The following is a 23,825-nucleotide window of genomic DNA, read 5'->3' on the forward strand; positions in this document are numbered from 1 at the left end:
TTCCTTAGCCTACTAGTCCCACAATTTTTTGTGCACCGTCAGCCATTGAATCCGCTGCAACGATGTTTAAACCAGATGCATTTAAAATTTCTTTCCCAAGTTCAACATTTGTACCTTCTAAACGTACAACTAATGGCACAGCTAAACCAATCTCTTTAGCAGCCGTTACAACACCCTCAGCAATAATGTTACACTTCATAATTCCACCAAAGATGTTGACAAAAATGCCTTTTACGTTTGAATCAGAAAGGATAATTTTGAAAGCCTCTGTTACTTTTTCAGCTGTAGCACCGCCCCCTACATCTAGGAAGTTAGCAGGGCTTCCGCCATAATAACTAATTGTATCCATCGTTGCCATGGCAAGACCAGCACCGTTAACCATACAGCCAATATTTCCATCTAATGAAATATAGCTTAGGTCATATTTTGAAGCTTCGATTTCTTTTGCATCTTCTTCGTCAAAATCGCGTAATTCGACAATATCCTTATGTCGATATAATGCATTGGCATCAAAATTGAATTTAGCATCTAATGCTACTACTTCGCCTTGTCCAGTTACCACAAGTGGATTAATTTCTACAATTGATGCATCTTTGTCGATAAATGCTTGATATAAGCCTAACATTAATTTAACAGCTTTCCCTACAAGGTTTGCTGGAATGTTCATATTAAACGCCATACGACGTGCTTGGAAGCTTGTTAATCCAACAACAGGATCTACTACTTCTTTGAAGATTTTTTCCGGATTTGTTTCTGCTACTTCTTCAATATCCATACCGCCTTCTTCAGATCCCATCACTGTTACACGAGATGTAGCACGGTCTAATACTAGACTTAAATAGTATTCTTTTTGGATATCAGAACCCTCTTCAATATACAAACGTTTTACTTCTTTTCCTTCTGGACCTGTTTGATGAGTCACTAAAATTTTTCCTAATAACTCTTTTGCGTATGTGCGCACTTCGTCAAGGTTTTTAGCGATTTTGACACCGCCTGCTTTACCGCGTCCACCTGCATGGATTTGCGCCTTGACTACTGTTACGTTTGAGCCAAGTTCCTTCGCTACTTTTACTGCTTCATCAGGGGAAAAAGCAACTTTTCCGTTTGGTACAGCTACACCATATTTTCTCAGAATCTCTTTCCCTTGATATTCATGGATATTCATAATACATCCTCCCATCAAACATTTGCATAGAATTGTTTTACTAACATAGACTATTCTAACGAAAGATTCTGATAAAGTCTACACTTTGTCTTTAGTTCGAATTTTCTCTCTTATTATGACGCTTTTTTCTATTTTGTGTACTAAAACAGCTTGTAAAAATAATCAGAATAATTCATTTTTTCTATATTTTTGCGCATGTTGTTGGTCCAAACGATAAATAAATGCGAAAACTTCTGCTACTGCCTGATATAATTCTTCCGGAATAGACTCGTTTAAATCTAATTGACCAAGCAACTGCACAAGGTTAGGATCCTCATAAATCGGCACATTATGCTCATTTGCTCTTGCCAAAATGTTCTCAGCAATTTTCCCTTTCCCCTTTGCTACAACAGTGGGACTATCAAATTGACCAAGCTTATACGTAAGCGCAATTGCCTCTTTCCGAGTAAGTTTTTCTTCGCTCATACGCGGATATCCACCCCACTCTGCTCCTCTCGCTGTTCTACTACAGGACCTACTTTTTCCGTTTGCCCTTTGTCAAATTGTTTAATAAACACACCTGAAAGTTGATAATTTTTTTCAGCTAGCCCAATTTTTAAAGCAGCCTTCAACGGCTCAGCAAGTGATTGAATTTCCGAATTTTCATTAAAGACCGTTACTGTGACAACTCTATTTTGAACTTGCATATCAATCACTGTTTCTTGCATAGATGCCATTTGTAAATAAAATAATACGCGTGCATAATTAGCATCAATTTTGCCATTATCTTTCATGCGACCATTCCATTGTAAGGTTGCATCCATCTTCTTTCCAAAAAATTCAAGTGGGACTTGCATGATGAGCTGATGTTGATGACCATTTTCTCCTGAAGATAACTGCATTCCATTCATACGCGTCATAAGCATCTCTGCCGCTTCCTTCATTTGAGGTGGTATATTAGTTTCCTGCAATAATGTATGGAGTTGTGGCTTTAGCTGATGCGCAATCATTTGTAAATCAGCCGACCTGTTTCCTAGTGTTGCCTCATAGCTAATTCCTAAATTTTTCAACACCGTTTTAAGTGCATGCTCCATCGCTTTACTATCCATTGAATTTTGTACTTGTGCATCTGCTAGTGTCACAACTTGCTGTATAAATGATTGCGAAGAATTAATACTATTTTTCACCAGATTGCGCATGAGTGCCTCATTCTGTGAAGGAGAATTGGCCTCTTGCTTAAATAGGGATAACAAATGATCTTTCACTGAAAGTGCATGGGCGTCCTGTGTAAATAAACGATCAGCTGTATTTTGAGTAAATGCTTTTAATAACTGATCCTGCATTTGTTTAGCAAAAACCTCTAGCGTTTGTTTTGATACTGGTAACTGATTAAAACGATCCACCAGCTGATTGATATGCTGTTTTTGCTCATTCGTTAATAAATTTTGACTTCCGGTCCATGATTTAAGCTGTTCCACCAGTTGACTAGCATTTTCTGGCTTTGTAGCAAGAATAGTTTGAATAACTTGACCAGCTTGCTGTATTGGCTGAAAGGCTTTTGCTTCAATTTTTGACCAGTTTTGCAATGTAGCCTGCTGAGGAAGAATCCCCGACTCTTTTAGCATTGATAAAGCTTGCATTTTTTCATTCACTGTTGCAGCACTATTCGTTAAACTTTGTAAAAGCCTTGCAAGCACTGCACTACCTGTTTCAACTTCAAAGGGCTTGGCAATCGCTTGTACTTGTTGCAATAAATTTTGCCTCAATGACTCAGATAGAGTTGTATCCTTCGCTAAAAGTTGAGCAAAGTTATCCATGATAGCGGTCATACCAGATGTCTTTTGACCGCTCATCAATGCTTGAAACACATCGTTTATCATAGGCATTTTTAGCTCTATCATTTTTTGAATGGTTTGTAGAGCATCTACTTTTGATATACCCTCTGGTAATGCCTTTAACCACATTTCAGCTTGCAGCATTTGTTCTTTAGAAATGGGTAGCTGCGCTTTCATAAAATGCCCTAATAATTGCTGCATCTCTGGTGATTTAGGTAAATTCATGGATTCTAATAACTGATTAATTTGCTGACTTGGTGTAGATGCCTGCGCCATCGGTCCAGTCACTATTTTCAATTCCGTTTGTGGATTTGTCCCTGTTACCTGAAAGAAATGGGCATCCCCAGCTTTTAACGGCACTTCGAGTTTAGCTATAAATTTTTGATTACCTACTTGGATTTCTGCCATTTGATCTGGATATAATTGCTTAATTGTTCCGTGAAATACTTGTCCTTGTTTTAAAGCAAGTGGTTGATTTGTCGAAGTCATTGCATTTTGCTGCAGTTGAATTGGATTAAATGATGTGGCTGTCATATACATACTCCTTTCATCAATTACTCCTTCGTGTAATTGTCTATTGTTTTTTAGCTTTATGAAAACATAGATTTTATTGGTTCAAATGATTTACGATGGTGAATAGTCGGTCCAAATTCCTCTAACGCTTTTAAATGTTGCTTTGTCCCATACCCCGCATGTTGACCAAAGCCATACATTGGAAATTCCTCGTCTAATTGCTCCATATACTCATCCCGTGCCGTTTTAGCTAAAATGGATGCGGCTGCTATCGCTAAGCTCTTTGCATCTCCTTTTATAATCGAATCTTGAGGAATTGTAATAGGTAATGTCATAGCATCTACTAAAACAACATCAGGCTTTGTCGACAATGATTCAACACTTACCTTCATAGATTGTTTTGTTGCTTCATATATATTCAGTTCATCAATTTGTTGGGCAGATTGAAAATGAATAAAATAGCTTACGGCATGCTCTTTAACTAATGTTGCAAAGCAGTTTCGTTTGTCCTTCGATAATTGCTTTGAGTCGTTCAGACCAACAAGTGCCTCACAATTTGTCGGTAAAATTACTGCTGCCGTTACGACTGGCCCTGCTAGCGGTCCCCGTCCTGCTTCATCTACACCAGCAATAAATGTATCTGTTCTCCCATAGCTTAAATCGAATGCAACTTTTTTTTGATGCTCTTGCAGTAATTGATGTTTTTTATCTTGTCTCTTTTGCCAAGTTAGCCATGCCTTTTGTACACCTGCTCTTTCATCTGCTGTAATTTCTTTCATCCAATCTTGCCATTCCTCAGCAGCTTTCAATGCAGTTGTAATTTCCTTAATGGTTTTCATTGTGTACTCCTTCTTGCTTCTATTCATTCAAACTATAGCATGTTCAGTTCTTATGTAGTCTCTTTAACTTGAAAACTATTTTCCTCTCTATAGTCATTATCGGTTAAAAAATGTATTCCTAAAAGAAAAACTGTCACAAAAGAACGTGTGACAGTTTTAAATACTTATAATTGTTCAGTTTCTTTTTCTAACTGCTCATCCACAAAATCAAAGGTAAGTTTACCTAATTGTAATCCTCGGATATCTCGAACAATTAGTTGAGCTACTTGGTCATAATCTATTTCTCCACCAGGACCAAATACACGACGTAGCTTACCAATATGGTCAAAAGTATCCACTAACTCCTCATGGATAAATTCGAGACCGTAACGCTCATCCATACGCTTTGGATAATGATTAGATAAGAATCGCAACCCATAGACAGCTAGGTCTTCCATATTTGTAATAGTATCCTTAATAGCTCCAGTTAAAGCTAATTTAAAGCCTACTTCTTGATCCTCAAACTTTGGCCATAAAATACCTGGTGTATCCAATAGTTCAAGCTCTTTACCAACTTTGATCCATTGCTGTGCCTTTGTCACACCTGGTGTATTGCCCGTTTTAGCGATATTTTTTTTCGCTAATCGATTAATCAATGTGGATTTTCCCACGTTTGGAATACCCACAATCATGGCACGAATAGCTCTAGGCTTCATTCCTCTTGCTTTCATGCGATCAAATTTTTCTTTTAAAATCTCTTGCGCCGCTTTTGTGACTTGCTGTAAGCCCTTACCCTCAAGTGAATTAATGGCTACAGCTTTATGGCCACGCTTTGCAAAATACTCTACCCATTTCCGTGTTTCTTGTTCATCTGCCATATCCGCTTTATTTAAGATCAAAAGACGCGGTTTTTGGTTAATGACTTCGTCAATCATCGGATTACGTGAGGATAGCGGTAAACGTGCATCTATTAATTCAAAGATAATATCGACAAGCTTTAATTTTTCAGTTACTTCACGTCGGGCTTTAGCCATATGCCCTGGAAACCATTGTATCGTCACAGCTATACCTCCTAAACTAAAAGAAAAGGGAGTGATTATGCTCTCCCTTTCATACATTACTTTACAATTTTTATGTCACTAAATGGCCAGAAAATCAGACTGGTATTACCAATAATTTCTTTTTGGTTCACAAGGCCAATATGTCGACTGTCTTTACTATATCGACGATTATCTCCCATAACAAAGATATACCCCTCAGGAATGGTATTGCTATCCAAGGAAACATCAATGTCATTTAAGGTGAAATCTTCTGTTAAAGTGCCCTCTGTGATTTGCGCTTTATAGGCATCTAAATAGGGTTCATCAATTGGCTCACCATTTATATACAATTGATCATCCTTATACTCTAGTGTATCTCCTGGCAATCCAATTACACGCTTTATGTAATTTTTTTGTTCAGGTGCATGAAATACAACGATATCAAAACGTTTAGGCTCACCTATTTTATAACCAATTTTATTCACAATCATTCGGTCGCCATCTTCAAGGGTTGGCATCATGGACTCTCCATCAACTGCAATGGGTGTAAATAAAAAATATCGAATAACTGCAGCAATCGCAAATGCAATTAATAGTGCTTTTGTCCATTCCCATAATTCATTTTTTTCTTTCACTTGTTTTTCCATTGAGAATTGCCCCCTTGTCTAACACCATTTTAGATGATAGTCAATAAAGATGACAAGCAAAAAGAAAAGAGGCTTGAACACAAGCCCCTCACTTTTAAGTCATAATTATCGAATTTCTTTAATACGAGCAGCTTTACCACGTAGGTTACGTAGGTAGTAAAGTTTAGCACGACGTACTTTACCACGACGTACAACTTCTAAGTTAGCGATTTTTGGTGTGTGTACAGGGAATGTACGCTCAACACCTACACCGTAAGAAATTTTACGAACTGTGAAAGTTTCGCTAATTCCGCCACCACGACGTTTAATTACTACACCTTCGAAAATTTGGATACGTTCACGAGTACCCTCTACTACTTTCACGTGTACCTTAACAGTATCACCAGGACGGAAAGTTGGTAGATCAGAGCGAAGCTGAGATTTTGTAATTTCTGCAATAATGTTTGACATTGTTTTCTCTCCTTAGACAGATGCTCATGCACGCAATCTATGCCACAGCGGAACACCGTAATTCAGTACTCCACATAGAAGTACAGATTAGATGTTATCATAAATAGATTCGGCAATCAAGCATCTAGACGATTGTTTTTTAGTTTTTCTAGATACAATTTTTGCTTGTCTGTTAATGGGTATTGCTCCAGTAAGTCAGGACGGCGCTCAAAAGTTCTCTTCAGCGACTGTTCCTCTCGCCATTGCTCGATTTTAGCATGATTCCCCGATAATAAAACATCAGGTACCTTCATGCCACGGAACTCCGCAGGACGTGTATAATGTGGATGCTCAAGGAGACCTGTTGAAAAAGAATCCTGGATATGAGAATCCTCTTGTCCTAAGACACCTGGTAACAATCTCACTATACTATCAATAACAGTCATAGCGCCTAATTCTCCACCTGTTAAGACAAAATCGCCAATGGAAATCTCGTCTGTCACGAGGTGCTGCCGTATACGCTCATCATAGCCTTCATAATGACCACACAGGAACACTAACTCTGTTTCCTGCGCTAGCTCCTCTGCTTTTTTCTGCGTAAATCGTTCACCCTGGGGACACATTAATATGATACGTGGCTGTTTACCTGCAGTAATAGCCTCTACTGCACTAAACATCGGTTCAGGCTTTAATACCATACCTGCACCACCACCATATGGATAGTCGTCAACCTGATTATGCTTGTTCCCTGAGAATGTACGAATATCCGTTACCTCTAAATTTACAGCTCCCTTTTCTTGGGCCTTCTTTAAAATAGATGCACCAAAAACGCCTGAAAACATATCAGGGAACAGGCTCAATACATGAATATTCATCATAATAAGCCTTCCATAACATGAATGACTATTTTTTTGTCCATAACATCAATATCTTTCACGATATCTTCTATATAAGGGATATAGTGTTCTTTCTTAGTCCCTTTGACTACCCATACATCGTTTGCCCCTGTTTGCAGGATATCTGCTACAACACCGATTGTTTCGCCCTCTTCAGAAATAACTGTGCAGCCTATTATTTCATGGAAAAAGAACTCATTTTCTTCAAGAAGATCATCACTCATTTGATCTTTTGTCACTTTCAGCATGCCTTCTTTAAATGGCTCAACCAAGTTGATATTGTTCATGCCTTCAAAAGTTAATAAAATAAAGTTTTTATGACGACGCACAGATTCAATCGTTACCCAGGTTGGCTTCTTATCGTCCTTTTTAAAGGCAGCAAGCTTATTTCCTACTGTAAAGCGCTCTTCTTCAAAGTCTGTTGTCGATAATACACGTACCTCACCACGAATACCATGCGTATTGACAATTCGACCTACATTAAACCATTCCATTCTATTTCACCTCGTAAAAACATGCTTATCTTCTCAAAGCATCTGGCTCATCCCAATAAGGTTCCGTTCTTGCAGATGTGCTTTGGAAGAATGTAGTTTTAGCTAAGACGCATTTGTCTTGTCAACAATAATATAAGCAATATCCTTTAGCTATACTCCTTATTTAAGCTTTATTTTCCACTTAAACAGATCATAGCGATATGCTGATGCTAAAAAAAGATAAAAAAAGGAAGGAACCTACAAGCTCCCTCCTTTTTCGTCCAGATTTTACGCTTTATACTAAAAGGCCACTTCGAACTCCTAAGCGACATGTAAACACACCTATCAGGACTCACTAGTACTTGTTGCAAGAGCGTGAAAATCTTTTCTATTAATCCAATATATCGACGTAGGTCTTCTTTTGATGGTGACTACCTGCCGCTGAATAAACAATTGTACGAATCGCTTTTGCTACTCGCCCTTGCTTGCCTATGACTTTCCCTCTATCCTCTGGATGAACAAAAAGTTTATAAACAATTCGATTTGCATTTTCATCCGTCTCAATACGAACTTCTTCTGGATAATCGACTAACGGTAAAACGATTGCTTCAATCAGCTGCTTCAAAGACGTCGCCCCCGATTATTTACTGAATTTTTGGTTATGGAATTTTTCCATGATACCTTGTTCTGAGAACAGGTTACGTACTGTATCTGATGGTTTTGCACCGTCAGCTAACCATTTAAGAGCTTTCTCTTCATCAATGTTTACAGTAGCTGGTTGAGTTAGTGGGTTGTAAGTTCCAACTGTTTCGATTTGACGACCGTCACGTGGTGAACGAGCGTCTGCAACTACGATACGATAGAAAGGAGATTTTTTAGCTCCCATACGTTTTAAGCGAATTTTAACTGCCATTTTAATAGCACCTCCGAATAAGTTTCACACAAGATAGTATATTATCAATGTTTAGGTTGTTTGTAAAGTGTTTTTTCTTAACACCTAAAAATTATTATTTAAACAATGAATCAAAGCCTGGTAATTTCATTTTTTTCTTCCCTTTACCACTTGCCATTCCAGTCATTTGTTTCATCATTTTTTTCATTTCATCGAATTGTTTAATGAGACGATTCACTTCTTGAATAGATGTCCCAGAGCCTTTCGCAATACGCTTTTTACGGCTACCATTAATGATTTCTGGGTTGGTCTTTTCAGCAGGCGTCATCGAGTAAATAATGGCCTCTACACGACCCATTTGCTTATCATCAACTTTTACATTATCTAAGCCTTTGATTTTGTTAGCACCTGGTAGCATTTTTAAAATTTCATCAAGAGGGCCCATTTTCTTGACTTGCTGTAATTGCTCGACAAAATCATCAAAAGTGAATGTTTGAGATTTAAACTTTTCTTCTAATTCTTTTGCCTTGGCTTCATCTACATTTGCCTGAGCCTTCTCGATAAGAGACAGAACATCGCCCATACCTAATATACGAGATGCCATACGCTCTGGATGGAATGGTTCAAGCGCATCCATTTTTTCGCCCATCCCAACAAATTTAATTGGTTTTTGTGTCACTGAACGGATAGATAATGCAGCACCACCACGCGTATCACCGTCAAGTTTTGTTAAAACAACCCCAGTAATACCGATTGCTTCATTAAAGCTTTCTGCTACATTGACTGCATCTTGACCCGTCATGGCATCAACAACTAGGAAAACCTCATCTGGCTCTTTTAATGAACGAATATCCTTTAACTCTTGCATTAGGTCTTCATCGATATGAAGTCGACCAGCTGTATCGATAATCACTACATCATGATGCTCTTCCTTTGCCAATTCAATTGCCTGACGTGCAATTTCTACAGGAGATACCTCAGTACCTAACGCAAAAACAGGTAGTGATAACTGTTTTCCTAATGTCTGTAATTGTTGGACAGCTGCTGGACGATAAACGTCAGCGGCAACTAATAATGGTTTACGATTATATTTTTTTCGTAGAACATTTGCCAATTTACCTGTAGTAGTCGTTTTACCCGCACCTTGTAGACCAACCATCATAATGACAGTGGGTGGCTTCGTATTAAACTTAATGGGACTTTGTTCGCCCCCCATTAATTCTGTTAGTTCATCCTGTACAATTTTAATAACTTGCTGACCTGGTGTTAAACTTTGCATAACATCAACACCGACAGCACGTTCGCTTACCTTTTTCACGAATTCTTTGACTACTTTTAAGTTAACATCCGCCTCAATTAAAGCAAATCGGACTTCTCGCATCATTTCTTTAACGTCTTGCTCTGATACTTTCCCTTTGCCTTTAATCTTTTGGATCGTTCCTTGGAGTCGTTCCGCCAATCCTTCAAAAGCCATTGCTTTCGCCTCCTAATCCCATTCTTTCAGCTGCTCAATAAGTGCTAGCTGCTCTTCAGCTGTCATACTTTTTTCTGTAATCCCCTGTGTTAGCTGTAACAGCATTTGGGTACGTTGTTTAAATTTTTCAAGTAAACATAATTTTTCTTCATATTCCTCAAGCATCGCTTCAGTTCGACGAATATTATCGTAAACAGCTTGGCGTGAAACACCATACGATTCAGCGATTTCTCCTAGAGAGTTATCATCCAAATAGTATAGCTCCATATAACTTCTTTGCTTATCTGTTAATAATGCTTGATAAAAGTCGAAGAGAAAGTTCATGCGTGTTGTTTTTTCAAGTAGCATCGAATGTTTCTCCTCCCGCTATTAGTCATTTGTATCATAACGAAAAGCGCCCGTCTGTGTCAAGGTAATCTCCTTGTCTAAAAGCCTAAATTGCACCTTTCAGGCATTTTTTGCCTTTGGCTAGTATTACGCTTTTAAACAAGTCAATTATCCAATACACAATCGAGCGTTTTTATCTATTATGTGTCAGTGTCATTTTATCCAATTTTGTTCAAAAACTGAAGCAAACTAAGTATCCAGCTTTCTCAATAGAAGACATACATGGCAATCAATTTAAAACTATTCAGCCACTGTTAGCTGTTACTCATCATTATTTTGTAGTTCCTTATCCAAACCATCAGCAAATAGTCCATAGACATATCGTTCGGCATCAAATGGCTGTAAATCATCCATTTTCTCACCAAGACCCACAAATTTTACAGGAATGTGCAGCTTGTTACGAATAGCAAGAACAATACCCCCTTTAGCAGTACCGTCTAACTTTGTTAAAACAATCCCTGTCACATTCGTTGCCTCTTTAAATGTTTGTGCTTGAACAAGCGCATTTTGGCCAGTTGTTGCATCTAATGCTAATAATACTTCATGTGGAGCATTTGGAATTTCACGTGAAATAACACGATGAACTTTTTCAAGCTCATTCATTAGGTTCACTTTGTTCTGCAAGCGTCCAGCTGTATCACAAATCAACACATCCGCTTTTCTGTTTTTTGCTGCACGAATCGCATCATACATGACTGCCGCCGGGTCAGAGCCTTCTGATTGTTTAATAACCTCACAACCAACACGATCTCCCCATACTTGTAATTGATCAATAGCACCTGCACGGAACGTATCACCCGCAGCTAATACAACCGTTTTCCCTTGAGATTTTAAACGGTGTGCTAGCTTACCTATCGTTGTTGTTTTCCCAACACCATTTACGCCAACAAATAGAATAACAGTTAGTTCACCATCTGGCTGCATAGTTAGTTCAATTATATCTTCTTCACCTTGCTCATAAATTTCTACAAGCTTCTCAGAAATCACTGCTTGGATGCCATTTGTATCTTTAATATTTTTACGTTGCACCTCATAACGCAGTTTATCCATGAGTTCCATGACTGTTTCAAATCCAACATCAGCCTGTAATAGTAAGTCCTCTAATTCTTCAAAGAAATCCTCATCCACTTTACGATAGCGTGCCACAAGGTCATTCACTTTTGATGTAAAAGAATTACGTGTTTTTTCAAGACCAGCCTTGAATTTTTGTGTTATTGACCAAGCAGAAGGTTTTTTCTCTTCCAGTGGTTCATCCTCTACTACTGCTAGCTCCTGAACATCTAGCTGTGCTTCTTCTATTTCAGGTGAGAGCTCAGCTTCCACTACGGCTTCTTTCACAATCGCCATTTCAGGTGATGCTTCATCTTGTTCAGACACTTTTAGATCAACGGTCTCAATGGCAGCAGGTTCGTTTGATTCTTCAAGCTCCGGCTCCAAATGGTCGGATTCCTGTTCTTTGTCTGTTGGGTCTAGCTTCTCTTCCTCTGCTGGATTACCCATTAATTTATCTTTTAAACGTTTAAAAAAACTCATGCTTGTTCGCTCCTTTGCTCCGCAAGTACGGGTTCATCTTCTAGTTTTACTGATACAAGTTTCGACACACCTGATTCTTGCATTGTTATACCATACAAGACATCAGCTCCCTCCATTGTTCCTTTACGATGAGTAATTACAATGAATTGTGTGTCGAGACTAAACTTTTTCAAATATTGGCTATAACGCACAACGTTCGCCTCATCTAAAGCCGCCTCTACCTCATCCAGAATACAAAATGGTACAGGTCGAATATTTAAAATGGAGAATAGTAAAGCAATGGCTGTAAGTGCACGCTCACCACCAGAAAGCAAACTTAAATTCTGCAATTTTTTCCCTGGAGGCTGTGCCACAATTTCAATACCTGTTTCCAATAAATTTTGTGGGTCAATTAAAACCAAATCAGCTTGTCCCCCACCAAACAATTCACGGAAAACACGTTTAAATTGCTCTCTAATAGCATAAAACGTTTCACTAAAGCGCAACGTCATTTCTTCATCCATTTCTTTGATTGCTTCATGTAATGTTTCCTGTGCAGCAAGCAAGTCCTCTCGTTGTTCAGTTAAGAAAGTATGACGTTCTAGTACTCTATCATATTCCTCAATCGCACTTAAATTAACAGGTCCTAGCTCTTCAATGGATCTTTTTAACAATTTAACACGTCTTCGCACAAACTCTTCATCTTCTATTGCCAGAGCTTCTTTTTCAGCCTCTTCGAATGTTAACTGATAATTTTCTTCGAGTTGTTCGATAAAATTATCCATTTCAAATTCTACACGATTACGTTTTAACTCATTGGCACGAATTGCTTCAAGGTATCCTTTATGAATACGTTGCAGTTCCTTGAGTTGTTCTTCTAATGTAGAGAGTTCTTGTTGCTGTCCTATTTTCTGCTCTTTCTTTTCAGAAATAGTCTCTTGTAAGGCATCTCTTCTTGCTTTCCATGTCACAACCTGTTCCTCAACCTCTTCATCACTTAAATGATTTGTCGATTCATCAGATTGCAGCCACATTATTTCCTGAGCAATATTTTTAACTTTTTGTTGTGCTTTGTTTAATTGTAGTGCCAGTTCAGCAGTTGTAATTTGAACTTGTGACATTTGTTCTTGCATAACCGCTAACTGTGAACGCTTTTCGGCAAGCTGTTCTCGTAAGACGTCTTTCTCTGTCTCCCCCTGTAACTTTACCTTACTTAATTGTTCGACAGTTTCATTGATTTCGACAAGCTCTAGGGCAAGGGTATTTAAGCGCTCCTCTGCTGCTTGTTTTTGTGTTAACAATGCTTCCTCACGTGTTTTTACATCCTTTGTTTCAGTTGAAGTAAAGGTTACTCTGGCCGATAAGCTTTTTTCAACGACTTCTAGCTCACGAATACGACTTGACTGTTGCATCTCATCTTTTCGTAGTTGCTCTCCTTCAAGCTTTAATTGCTCTACTTGATCTCGCAGTACCGCAAGCTTCTCTTTTTCGGCTGCAACAGCCTGTTCCGCACTATTAATGGAAGCCTGTAACGATTCTAGCTTAATGATTAAATCATCTAACTCAGCCTTTCTTGTAAAGAGTGAGGATTGCTGTTTCAGTGCACCACCTGTTAAGGAACCCCCTGCATTAACAATATCTCCTTCAAGAGTGACAACTCGGTATCGGAAACCACATAATCGGGCAATTTGACTTGCGCCTTCTAAATTTGATGCCACGATGACATTACCTAAAAGATTCTCAACAATTGTTCGATTGTCTTCGTTAAAAGTGACAAGTGCATCTGCCATTTGAACAAAGGTAGGATGTTCAGTTGCTAGCTGAATAGTTCCTGGATTAATTTTGCGTGATTTCATGACTGTTTTCGGTAAAAAAGTAGCACGTCCAGCCCGTTTTTGTTTTAACCAGTGAATGGCCTGTTGCGCATGGCGCTCATTGGTTGTGACAATATGTTGAGAGGCAGCACCTAAAGCTGTTTCAATCGCTTGTGAGTACTTTCCTTCAACTTGAATTAACTCTGCTACAGCACCCTCAATCCCTTGTAAATCACCTTTATCTCGAGCAAGCAAAACTTCTTTAACACCTTGGAAAAACCCAGAAAAATCAGCTTCGAGTTCAGCTAATGTATCTTTTCTAGCCTTTAGTTGTTGTTGGTGTTGATACGCTTTGTACAACATATCCTGCTTTTCAGCAAAGGAAATGTTGACATTTTTCAACTTTATTTGTAAGGTTTCATATTGCTCTACTTTTTTCTGTAAATTATTGGTTGTCAAGGCGTGTTCAACCACTAGCTTTTCTTTTTCAGCAATGATTTGCATAAGCTCTTGTCCAATTTCATCTGTTTGATCAGACATTTTTGCCGCCATTGCCTTTTGTTGAGCTAATTGCTGATCGATATTTTTCAATTCATTCTTGACTGTTGCTTCTTCATTTAATGAATCAATATATCGATTTTTATAGTCTTCTATTTCTTCCTCGATTTCTGTCACAGATCGATTTAATGATTGTTCTAACTGCTTGATGCTCTGCTTTAATACTGATACGGCTTGTTGCTTCTCAGAGAACACTTCTTTTTTCTCCTGTTCTTGAACCAGGAGTAATTCTACTTCTGCCTTAGCCTCTTGTAATGTCGTATTAAGCTGTAGTAGTTGATTCGATGCATTTTGGCGTTTTTCAGCCATTAATGCCTTACGACCATCCCAACGCTCTACCTCCATAGTGGCATTGACTAGCTCAGCCTGCGAAACATCTAAATAATCATCTAGATCTTTTAATAGCTTACGTATATTAGCGGTCTGTTTATCAATCATTGAAATATTTTGAGCTTGTTCTAGCTCTGTTGCAGAAAGCTCCGTAAATTCCTCTTTAAGCGCATGCAAAGATTGTGCACAATTTCTAAAATCATGCACAAGAATTGCAATATCGAAATCCTTTAGCTCAGAAGACATTTGTACATAATCTCTTGCACTAGATGCCTGCATTTCAAGCGGCTCTAATCGGTTGTCTAATTCATGGAGAATGTCTAATACACGATACAAATTTTCATCTGTTTCAACAAGCTTATGCTCAGCTTTTTTCTTTCTTATTTTATACTTTAAAACGCCAGCTGCCTCTTCAAAAATAGAACGACGATCATCAGGTCGACTATTTAATATTTCATCAACACGACCTTGAGAGATAATAGAAAATGCCTCTTTCCCAAGTCCTGAATCCATAAACAAGTCCGTAATATCCTTCAGGCGACACTGTTGGTTATTTAATAAATATTCACTATCACCTGAACGGTATACGCGTCTTGTTACACTGACTTCTGTATAAGAAAAAGCAAGTTGCTCGTCAGTATTATCTAAAATAAGTGTTACCTCTGCAAAGTTGAGTGGCTTACGTGATTCACTCCCAGCGAAAATAACATCTTCCATCTTTGCTCCACGTAACGACTTTGCCGATTGCTCCCCAAGTACCCAACGAATCGCATCTGTGACATTACTTTTTCCACTGCCATTTGGTCCAACAACGGCTGTAACACCAGGTACAAAATCAATTCCAATGCGTTCCGCAAAAGATTTAAAGCCAATCACTTCTAGTCGTTTTAGGAACATCTATTAAGCCTCCTCTTTTGCAGCTTCTTCACGCATCATCCGCATTGCACATTGTGCAGCTTGCTGCTCGGCTTCTTTTTTTGATTTTCCACGACCAATACCAAGCTCTTGTCCATTTAATAATACGCTTGATACAAAGGTACGATTATGTGCTGGGCCCTTTTCATCGATAATCTCATAATGAAGAAGTCCATTATTCGTTTGCTGTACCATTTCTTGCAATTGACTTTTAAAATCCATCACATGCGAAAAAGCACCGACTTCTACTTTTGGGAACACGACTCGTTCTAAAAATGACACGACCGTCTGTAAATCTTGATCTAAATAGAGTGCACCTACAAATGACTCAAAGACATCTGCAAGCAACGCTGGACGTTCCCGACCACCTGTTAATTCTTCACCTTTTCCAAGTAATACAAAGCGTCCAAAGCCTAGCTCGTTAGCAAAAATCACTAGTGATGGCTCACATACAATGGAAGCTCTTAGCTTTGTTAACTCACCCTCGCTCATATTTGGGTATTTCTCAAAAAGATATTTAGAAACAGACAGTTCAAGTACTGCGTCTCCTAAAAATTCAAGACGCTCATTATCCGTAAATAATTTACGGCGATGCTCATTCACATAAGATGAATGCGTGAATGCTTGATACAATAAATTTTTATTAATAAATGTGATATTTAATTCATGCTGTAACAGCTCAAATTGGTTGCGTACTTTTTCAGGAAGTACGCCAGATTTCTGCATAGTTCCTTTTCTTTTCATAGCCATTGAACAAATCTGCCTTCCTAATAGTTTCTACCGTTTTAGTGTACCTTTTTCAGGGCGTTTATGCAAAAGTATTTCGGCTTAAACACAATGTTTTGGAAATTTTCCCGAAAATTCCTCTTCATACAGCATGCATCTCCCATTAGAGAGAAGTCTGAAGCTGACTGGTCATTAGATTTTTAACATAAAAAAGGGACGTTAATAGATCGAAAACCGATCCATTTCGTCCCCTTTAAATACATCTTCATTCATTGAATCTGCTCCTTCAAAAAAGGGATGCAGAAAAAGTAATTTCTACTTTATTCAAGCTACCATAAAACCATTGTATGATTACGATGACCATTACACCATTAGAGGTGATCTATTTTCACTAAATAAAGTTTTAACGAAATTAGTTTAATTTACTTTCGATGTATGAGATTGCAGTACCTACTGTTGAGATTTTTTCAGCATCTTCATCAGAAATTTCCATATCGAATTCGTCTTCAAGCTCCATTACAAGCTCAACTACGTCTAATGAGTCAGCACCTAAATCATCACGGAAAGAAGCTTCAAGCGTTACTTCGCTTTCTTCCACACCTAAACGGTCCACGATTACTTTTGTTACGCGTTCTAATACTGTAGACAAATGATTCACCTCCCCTCAAATGATTATACAAAAAATCAGCGTATATGCCTAATTGAAATTACATGACCATACCGCCATCAATATGAAGCGTTTGTCCAGTCATATAATTTGCGTCATCCGATGCTAAGAAAGCTACTGCTTTTGCAATATCCTCTGGCTGACCAAGTTTCGCAAGAGGAATCTGTGTTAGCATACCTTGTTTGATATCCGCTGGCAATTGTTCTGTCATTTCTGTTTCGATAAAACCTGGTGCAATAGCATTAACTAAAATATTACGAGAAGCTAATTCCTTTGCCGTCGTTTTTGTTAGTCCAATTACACCTGCTTTAGCCGCAACATAGTTGGCTTGACCAGCATTACCTGCTACACCAACGATGGAAGAAATATTAATAATGCGACCTGCACGTTGCTTCATCATTTGACGTGTGACCGCTTTCGTACAAAGGAAAACCCCTTTAAGGTTTGTATTTAATACATCATCCCATTCGTCTTCTTTCATACGCATGATCAAGTTATCTCTTGTAATACCAGCATTATTCACTAAAATATCAAGGGAGCCGTATGTTTTCACAGCAGCATCCATTAATGCTGTCACTTCTTCTGTTTGAGAGATGCTAGCTTGTACAGCAATTGCTTCGCCACCATTTTCTTGAATCATCGCTACTACTTCTTCTGCTTTTGCTTGAGAGCCACTATAGTTCACAACAACCTTAGCACCTTCATCTGCAAGCTTTAAAGCAATAGCTCTTCCAATCCCTCTTGAAGCTCCTGTTACAACGGCTACTTTTCCTTCTAATTTACGCATTGATTGACCACTCCTTCGACGCTTCTAAAACTGCTTCTAACGAAGCTTCATCATATACACAATAAGCTGCAACAGAGCGATCAATTTTTTTCAAGAGACCGCTTAATACTTTACCAGGTCCACATTCAATAAAAACGTCAACACCTTGCGCAAGCATTTCACGCATAGAAGCTTCCCATTGAACAGCACTGTATACCTGTTCAACTAGCTCTTGTTGTATTGCTGCTACATCTTTTAATTCCTTCGCCATCACATTGCCAATTACAGGAATTTCAGGTGCAGATAAAGAAATCTCTGCCAATGCTGCTTGCAGTTTCTCTGAAGATGGACGCATTAAATCAGAGTGGAAGGGACCACTTACAACTAAAGGTATTGCTCGTTTTGCTCCAGCTTCTTTAGCAGCAACACTTGCTTTATCCACACCTTCTTTAGTGCCCGAAATAACAATTTGTCCTGGACAATTCACATTAGCCACCTGAACAGAGTCACCTGATGCTGATACCTGCTCTGTTACCTCGTTCAATGCCTCTAGTTCCATTCCTAAAATTGCTGCCATTGCGCCTTGTCCTGCTGGCACAGCTTCATTCATATAAAGACCTCGTTTATGCACGATTGACACGGCATCATCAAATGACATAACACCTGCTAACACCAATGCACCATATTCTCCAAGTGAATGACCCGCTGCGTAGTGTGGTTGAATACCTGCTGCGCGTAACTTTTCAGCCACCATTACACCAGTAGTAAGTAGTGCTGGCTGTGCATGATATGTCAGTGTTAACTCTTCTGCTGGACCTTCTAACATTAATTTAGATAATTCAAATTGAAGAGCTTGATCTGCGCGATCATAAAATGCTTTACTTTCTGCAGCATTCTCAACAAACTCTTGACCCATTCCAACTACTTGTGAACCCTGTCCTGGAAAAATAAATGCTATTTTTGTCATTTGAATAATCCCCTTTACTTAATCAATTTCTATGTGGCGTACTGTCTCGGTAATCGTCGAAATAACCGTATGCTCTACCATCGTATTGGCTTGTCGAATGGCACTGAAAATCGCTTTCGCATTTGATGATCCATGTGCCTTAATAACAGGTGCTTGTAAGCCAAACAATCCTGCGCCACCATATTCTGTATAGTCCATTTTATTTTTTAAGTCACGTAAATTATTTTTCATGAGCGCTGCTGAAATTTTCGTTTTCGTTGAAGACATAAAGGCCTCTTTTAACATAGAAAATAAAGCACCTGCTGTCCCTTCAATAGACTTCAACACCATATTTCCTGTAAAGCCATCTGTTACTACAACATCAGCTACTCCTTCAAGTAAATCACGCGCTTCTACATTTCCAATAAAATTCAAATCTGCTTCCTTCAATAATTCGAAGGCAGCTTTTGTTAATTCATTCCCTTTTTTATCCTCGGTACCGATATTTAATAAGCCAATTCGAGGTTTTTGTAAACCTCCAACCTTTTTAGCATAAATATCTCCCATAATGGCATATTGCACTAAATGCTCTGGGCGAGCATCTGCATTCGCCCCTAAATCAAGCATTAAAAACCCTTTACCGTCTAATGTTGGTAGCGTTGTAGCTAATGCTGGTCTGGCTATTCCCTCAATGCGACCTACTTTAAATAGGCCACCTGCCATCAGGGCCCCTGTATTCCCTGCAGAAAGGCAAGCATCTGCTTTACCCTCTTCAACAGCATCCATCATACGCGCCATTGAAGAATCCTTTTTTCTACGAACAGCACGGGCAGGATCATCAGTTCCTTCTACTACTTCCTCACAATGTATAACCTTTAGTCGATCATGTTGTTTTAAAAATGGTTCCAGCTTATCTTGATGACCATATAGTTGAATTTCTAAGTTCGGAATTTGCTCTAATGCTAAAAGTGCACCTTCAACAACTGATTTTGGTGCATTATCTCCACCCATTCCATCAAGCGCTAATTTCATTGTTATTCACCTTTACCTTTCGTGCGGTACATATCAAACTCACCAACAAAAACGGTTTCACCATTAACGGTAGATGTTACCTCAACTTTTGTTCGATGTGTTTGTTCATCTCGTCCGATTACAATCGCTTTTGTAATAACACGATTTCCAGCTCGTACAGGTTTCACAAACGTAATATTGGAATGTACGGTTAATGCTAGTTCGTCATCAATTACTGCAACCGCTAATGAATTTGCTTGCGCAAATAAATGATGCCCACGCGCGATGCCATTACGCTGAAAAACATGCTCTTCTTGTACATCAAAAATCGAGAGTGCTCGATGATCTAATTCAATATCTACTATCTCCCCAATGACCTCATCAATCGGGAGAGATTTTACTTCATTTTCATAGCTTTTTGAAGCAACGTCTTTAATTCGCTCGCGTAATTCTGGTATTGATAATTCCATACGGTCTAAACGAATTGTTTGGACACTTACCTGAAACTGTGTTGCTAGCTGTTCATCTGTGACGAATGGATTTTCAGCTATCGTTTCAGATAGTAGTCGCTGTCGCTCTTTTTTCGTTCGTCTCAACTTCATTCGCCACCTTTTGAGTTGTTATTAGCACTTGGTACTAATATCAGTATATAGAGTATAAAAAAAGAATGCAAGACTTGTTTTGAAATCAAGTACTTACATTCTTTCTTTGCTAACAAGCTTCCCCATTAATCGAAGCGCTCTCCTTGTAAAACACCAGTATCTTCTAACATTTTACGCAAGTATTGATAGTCGTCATCCTGCCAAAATGCTTTTGTTTCAAGCATTTCTGAGGCATCTTTTCTAGCGGTCTCCAAAATACGATAATCATGTACTAAATCAGCTACTTTAAAATCAGGTAAACCACTTTGCTTTCTACCAAAAAAGTCTCCTGGCCCCCTTAATTCAAGATCTTTTTCAGCTAAACGGAAACCATCATTTGTTTCTGTCATCGATTGCATACGTTCTTTCCCCTCATCAGACTTAGGATCAGCAAGTAAGATACAGTATGATTGGTGCTCACCACGACCAACGCGACCTCGAAGCTGATGCAACTGTGCTAAGCCAAAGCGTTCAGCATCATAGACAATCATAAAGGTAGCGTTTGGTACATTTACTCCTACCTCTACAACGGTTGTAGAAACTAAAACTTGAATAGTCCCTTCACTAAAAGCACGCATAACCGCATCTTTTTCATCAGCTGATAAACGCCCATGCATTAAACCAACATGATAACGATCTTTAAAATAAGTCGCTAGCTGCTCATAAATTTCCACAGCATTCTGAACATCAAGCTTGTCGGATTCCTCGATAAGCGGACAAATCGCATAGGCTTGTCTTCCAGCAGCTAATTCTAATTCTAGCTTAGATAAAACGGAGCCGAATTGTTCTTTCTTCATCCAATGTGTTTCAATCTGCTTACGCCCTGCTGGCATTTCATCAATCATTGATACGTCCATTTCCCCAAATGCAGTAATAGCTAATGTTCGTGGTATCGGGGTAGCTGTCATAAAAAGCACATCGGGATTCTCCCCTTTATCACGCAAAATACGTCGTTGTTCCACACCAAAGCGATGCTGTTCATCCGTGATGACAAAGCCAAGTTTATGAAAAATAACATCTGGCTGGATTAGAGCATGTGTACCAATAACAATATCAAGATCTCCATTTGCCAAATCAGCTAATATCGCACGTCGCTCTTTTGTTTTAGTGGATCCGGATAAGAGTGCAACACGAACGCCAAATGGCTGGAACCATTCTTTCAAATTCTCTAAGTGTTGTTCTGCTAATATTTCAGTTGGTGCCATTAAGGCTCCTTGAAAACCTGCTGTTACGGCCGCATATAGCCCTATTGCTGCTACGACGGTTTTACCTGAACCTACATCCCCTTGTAGCAAGCGATTCATTCGATGAGGCTCCTTCAAATCCTTACAAATTTCATTCACCACGCGCTTTTGAGCATTCGTTAATTCATAGGGTAAGGAAGCGATAAAATCTCGTAACTTATGCACATTAAATTGAATAACTGTACCGTGTTCACTATCCTTCCTTATTTTCCGTAAAGCTTGAATACGCAATTGGAAATTTAATAGCTCCTCATAGGCAAAGCGTCTCCTTGCTTGTTTAGCATGTTCAGCATCCAGTGGAAAATGAATACCCTCCAAGCCCTCTCTTATTGAAACAAGCTTATACGACTCTTGTAAATAATATGGAATGGTCTCTGGCAGTACTTCCCCACAATCGTCTAACACTTGTCGCATATATTTTCGAAATCTTTTTTGGGGAATCAAACCTTTCAGACTATAGACAGGCTCAAAGTCAACTTGATCTGTTTTAGGACCAAATGTAACTGCAGTGCCATTGATTACTTGTCTACCACGATCCCATTTACCAGTCACCGTAATAATGGAACCAGGTACAAGCTTTTGCTTTAAATAGCCCTGATTGAAAAATACGACTTTCACTAAATGTCTTCCTGCTAAAACAGTTACTTGGAGTCTTGACTTATTGCGACCTAAAAATAAAATCGTAGGCTCCCGCTCCACCTTACACTCAACTGTAACCCGTTCGTTATGTGGTGTTTGTGCTAAATCTTTTAAACGAAAATCTTCATGTCGATGTGGGAACGTCCATAATAAATCAGCTATTGTATTGATTCCTAGTGATTCAAGATGGGCTGCTGTTTCTTTCCCGACGCCTTTTAATTCATTGACGGGTCCATATAATTCAGTCATCTTATCCCACAACTCCCTTCATTGATTGTTTATGTAGTGGTATACTCTCTCTATCTAATGTACCATAAATTATTTCCCTAACCCTACACATAAGCAAAAACCCTACCAATGATTGATAGGGTTACACTTTTGATTATTTAATTTCACAGGAGAAACATGTAATTTCTTTCACATATTGCTCATCAACCTCTATTCCTAATCCAGCTTTATCGCTTAACTGCAGGATGTCCTTATAGTATGTAACATTTGCCACATCTTTTACAAACATTAATGGTCCGACCATCTCGTTTGTATGGATAATCGACTTACTGATGGCTAGGTGAGCCCCAGCCATTGTTCCGATTGCTGATTCAACCATAGAGCCTACTTGACAAGGCATCTCTGCAGCCTCCGCAAGACTTGCAAGAGCTAGAGCTGGATAGATTCCACCTGATTTCATTAATTTTATATTTAGCATATCCGCAGCACGCATTTCTATGACATCGACTAAATCATAAATACTATGAACACCCTCGTCTACCATAATACTACAAGGTGAAAGGGCTCTGATTTCTTTTAACGCTCTTAAATCATGTGCTTTTACTGGTTGCTCGTACCAGTCTACATGACAAGCTGTAGTTTCTCTTATTACTTTTAGTGTCTCCATTCTATTCCAACCTTGATTGGCATCTACTCGCAGTTGCACATCCTCACCTATTGCTTCTCTTACTGCACGAATACGAGCAATATCTAAATCAGCATTTGTACCAACCTTAATTTTAATATTACGGAAACCCGCTTTTACAAATTCGCTTGCATCTTGAGCCATTTCCTCTGGACTCTTAATACTAATTACTCTTGGCACCTGTAATTCCTCATGTGCTTTTCCACCAATTAATTGATAAACTGGTTGACCAGTCATTTTCCCCATCAAATCGTAGAGTGCAATGTCCAATGCGGCTTTTGCTGAAGGGACTCCATCAATTTTTTCATTAAACTTTTTATGAATACGGTCTACTGCAAATGGATCTTCATCAATCAGTAATGGTGCTAGTTCATGTTTAATAACGTGATACGTGCTCTCCCAAGTTTCACCCGTCACATTTTGATCAGGCACAGCTTCGCCCCAGCCAACTACACCCTCATCCGTCTCGATTCTGGTAAGAATAGTTGGCATATCATCTAAATGAACATAAGAAATAACAAATGGTTCCTTTAATTGTAAACGTGCTGCAAACACTTCAATCTTTTTTATCACGATGTAAAACTCCTTTTCGTAT

General features: G+C 38.8%; 23 protein-coding genes. All 23 read right to left on the minus strand.

Features of this window, described 5'->3' with window-relative positions; all coding sequences use genetic code 11:
• Positions 1 to 4 precede the first annotated feature (4 nt).
• On the minus strand, positions 5 to 1,165 hold the full coding sequence (gene sucC, locus JIN86_RS08390; RefSeq protein WP_004229281.1) for an ADP-forming succinate--CoA ligase subunit beta: 1,161 nt from the start codon (positions 1,163 to 1,165) through the stop codon (positions 5 to 7).
• Positions 1,166 to 1,327: 162 nt separating this feature from the next.
• On the minus strand, positions 1,328 to 1,630 hold the full coding sequence (locus JIN86_RS08395) for an EscU/YscU/HrcU family type III secretion system export apparatus switch protein (protein ID WP_048391628.1): 303 nt from the start codon (positions 1,628 to 1,630) through the stop codon (positions 1,328 to 1,330).
• Positions 1,627 to 3,513 (minus strand): hypothetical protein, encoded by a 1,887-nt coding sequence (locus JIN86_RS08400; protein WP_004229285.1) that lies wholly within the window; start codon positions 3,511 to 3,513, stop codon positions 1,627 to 1,629. The genes JIN86_RS08395 and JIN86_RS08400 overlap by 4 nt, the downstream gene beginning before the upstream one ends.
• Positions 3,514 to 3,569: 56 nt before the next feature.
• Positions 3,570 to 4,331, minus strand: coding sequence for a ribonuclease HII (locus JIN86_RS08405; RefSeq protein WP_004229288.1), 762 nt, complete (start codon positions 4,329 to 4,331; stop codon positions 3,570 to 3,572).
• Between the two features lie 164 nt (positions 4,332 to 4,495).
• A complete protein-coding gene (ylqF, locus tag JIN86_RS08410) occupies positions 4,496 to 5,371 on the minus strand; it encodes a ribosome biogenesis GTPase YlqF (RefSeq protein WP_004269405.1) in 876 nt (291 codons plus the stop codon).
• A 56-nt stretch (positions 5,372 to 5,427) separates the two neighbouring features.
• Positions 5,428 to 5,997 (minus strand): signal peptidase I, encoded by a 570-nt coding sequence (gene lepB, locus JIN86_RS08415; RefSeq protein WP_004269406.1) that lies wholly within the window; start codon positions 5,995 to 5,997, stop codon positions 5,428 to 5,430.
• Positions 5,998 to 6,102: 105 nt separating this feature from the next.
• Positions 6,103 to 6,447, minus strand: a complete 345-nt coding sequence (gene rplS / locus JIN86_RS08420; protein ID WP_004269407.1) for a 50S ribosomal protein L19 — start codon at positions 6,445 to 6,447, stop codon at positions 6,103 to 6,105.
• Between the two features lie 116 nt (positions 6,448 to 6,563).
• Positions 6,564 to 7,301 carry a tRNA (guanosine(37)-N1)-methyltransferase TrmD gene (gene trmD, locus JIN86_RS08425; protein WP_202341690.1) on the minus strand — a complete coding sequence of 246 codons (738 nt, stop codon included), beginning with the start codon at positions 7,299 to 7,301 and terminating at the stop codon, positions 6,564 to 6,566.
• On the minus strand, positions 7,301 to 7,816 hold the full coding sequence (gene rimM, locus JIN86_RS08430; RefSeq protein WP_202341663.1) for a ribosome maturation factor RimM: 516 nt from the start codon (positions 7,814 to 7,816) through the stop codon (positions 7,301 to 7,303). The genes trmD and rimM overlap by 1 nt, the downstream gene beginning before the upstream one ends.
• A gap of 370 nt (positions 7,817 to 8,186) precedes the next feature.
• Positions 8,187 to 8,420, minus strand: coding sequence for a KH domain-containing protein (locus tag JIN86_RS08435; RefSeq protein ID WP_004269410.1), 234 nt, complete (start codon positions 8,418 to 8,420; stop codon positions 8,187 to 8,189).
• A 15-nt stretch (positions 8,421 to 8,435) separates the two neighbouring features.
• A complete protein-coding gene (rpsP, locus tag JIN86_RS08440) occupies positions 8,436 to 8,708 on the minus strand; it encodes a 30S ribosomal protein S16 (RefSeq protein ID WP_004269411.1) in 273 nt (90 codons plus the stop codon).
• 94 nt (positions 8,709 to 8,802) lie between these two features.
• The gene (gene ffh / locus JIN86_RS08445) at positions 8,803 to 10,161 is read right to left on the minus strand and encodes a signal recognition particle protein (protein WP_004269412.1); all 1,359 of its coding nucleotides are present in this window, start codon (positions 10,159 to 10,161) and stop codon (positions 8,803 to 8,805) included.
• A gap of 12 nt (positions 10,162 to 10,173) precedes the next feature.
• Entirely contained in the window at positions 10,174 to 10,509 is a 336-nt protein-coding gene (locus JIN86_RS08450; protein WP_004269413.1) for a putative DNA-binding protein, read from the minus strand.
• Positions 10,510 to 10,809: 300 nt separating this feature from the next.
• Positions 10,810 to 12,081 (minus strand): signal recognition particle-docking protein FtsY, encoded by a 1,272-nt coding sequence (gene ftsY, locus JIN86_RS08455; RefSeq protein WP_202341664.1) that lies wholly within the window; start codon positions 12,079 to 12,081, stop codon positions 10,810 to 10,812.
• The gene (smc, locus tag JIN86_RS08460) at positions 12,078 to 15,659 is read right to left on the minus strand and encodes a chromosome segregation protein SMC (protein ID WP_202341665.1); all 3,582 of its coding nucleotides are present in this window, start codon (positions 15,657 to 15,659) and stop codon (positions 12,078 to 12,080) included. The genes ftsY and smc overlap by 4 nt, the downstream gene beginning before the upstream one ends.
• A 3-nt stretch (positions 15,660 to 15,662) precedes the next feature.
• A complete protein-coding gene (gene rnc / locus JIN86_RS08465) occupies positions 15,663 to 16,427 on the minus strand; it encodes a ribonuclease III (RefSeq protein ID WP_004269416.1) in 765 nt (254 codons plus the stop codon).
• A gap of 388 nt (positions 16,428 to 16,815) precedes the next feature.
• The gene (gene acpP / locus JIN86_RS08470; RefSeq protein ID WP_009371143.1) at positions 16,816 to 17,052 is read right to left on the minus strand and encodes an acyl carrier protein; all 237 of its coding nucleotides are present in this window, start codon (positions 17,050 to 17,052) and stop codon (positions 16,816 to 16,818) included.
• Positions 17,053 to 17,110: 58 nt separating this feature from the next.
• Positions 17,111 to 17,857: a 3-oxoacyl-[acyl-carrier-protein] reductase gene (fabG, locus tag JIN86_RS08475; RefSeq protein ID WP_009371141.1), complete on the minus strand. Its 747-nt coding sequence runs from the start codon at positions 17,855 to 17,857 to the stop codon at positions 17,111 to 17,113.
• Complete coding sequence (fabD, locus tag JIN86_RS08480) at positions 17,850 to 18,803, minus strand: ACP S-malonyltransferase (protein ID WP_009371139.1); 954 nt, start codon at positions 18,801 to 18,803, stop codon at positions 17,850 to 17,852. Before fabD ends, fabG begins: the two co-directional genes overlap by 8 nt.
• Before the next feature lie 18 nt (positions 18,804 to 18,821).
• Positions 18,822 to 19,814 (minus strand): phosphate acyltransferase PlsX, encoded by a 993-nt coding sequence (plsX, locus tag JIN86_RS08485; RefSeq protein WP_202341666.1) that lies wholly within the window; start codon positions 19,812 to 19,814, stop codon positions 18,822 to 18,824.
• A 2-nt stretch (positions 19,815 to 19,816) separates the two neighbouring features.
• Entirely contained in the window at positions 19,817 to 20,389 is a 573-nt protein-coding gene (fapR, locus tag JIN86_RS08490) for a transcription factor FapR (RefSeq protein WP_202341667.1), read from the minus strand.
• Positions 20,390 to 20,520: 131 nt separating this feature from the next.
• Positions 20,521 to 22,566 (minus strand): ATP-dependent DNA helicase RecG, encoded by a 2,046-nt coding sequence (gene recG / locus JIN86_RS08495; protein WP_202341668.1) that lies wholly within the window; start codon positions 22,564 to 22,566, stop codon positions 20,521 to 20,523.
• A 133-nt stretch (positions 22,567 to 22,699) separates the two neighbouring features.
• Positions 22,700 to 23,803 (minus strand): mandelate racemase/muconate lactonizing enzyme family protein, encoded by a 1,104-nt coding sequence (locus tag JIN86_RS23950; RefSeq protein WP_202341669.1) that lies wholly within the window; start codon positions 23,801 to 23,803, stop codon positions 22,700 to 22,702.
• Positions 23,804 to 23,825: the final 22 nt, after the last annotated feature.

The sequence above is a fragment of the Lysinibacillus sp. HST-98 genome (assembly GCF_016757845.1).
Taxonomy (GTDB): Bacteria; Bacillota; Bacilli; order Bacillales_A; family Planococcaceae; genus Lysinibacillus; species Lysinibacillus capsici.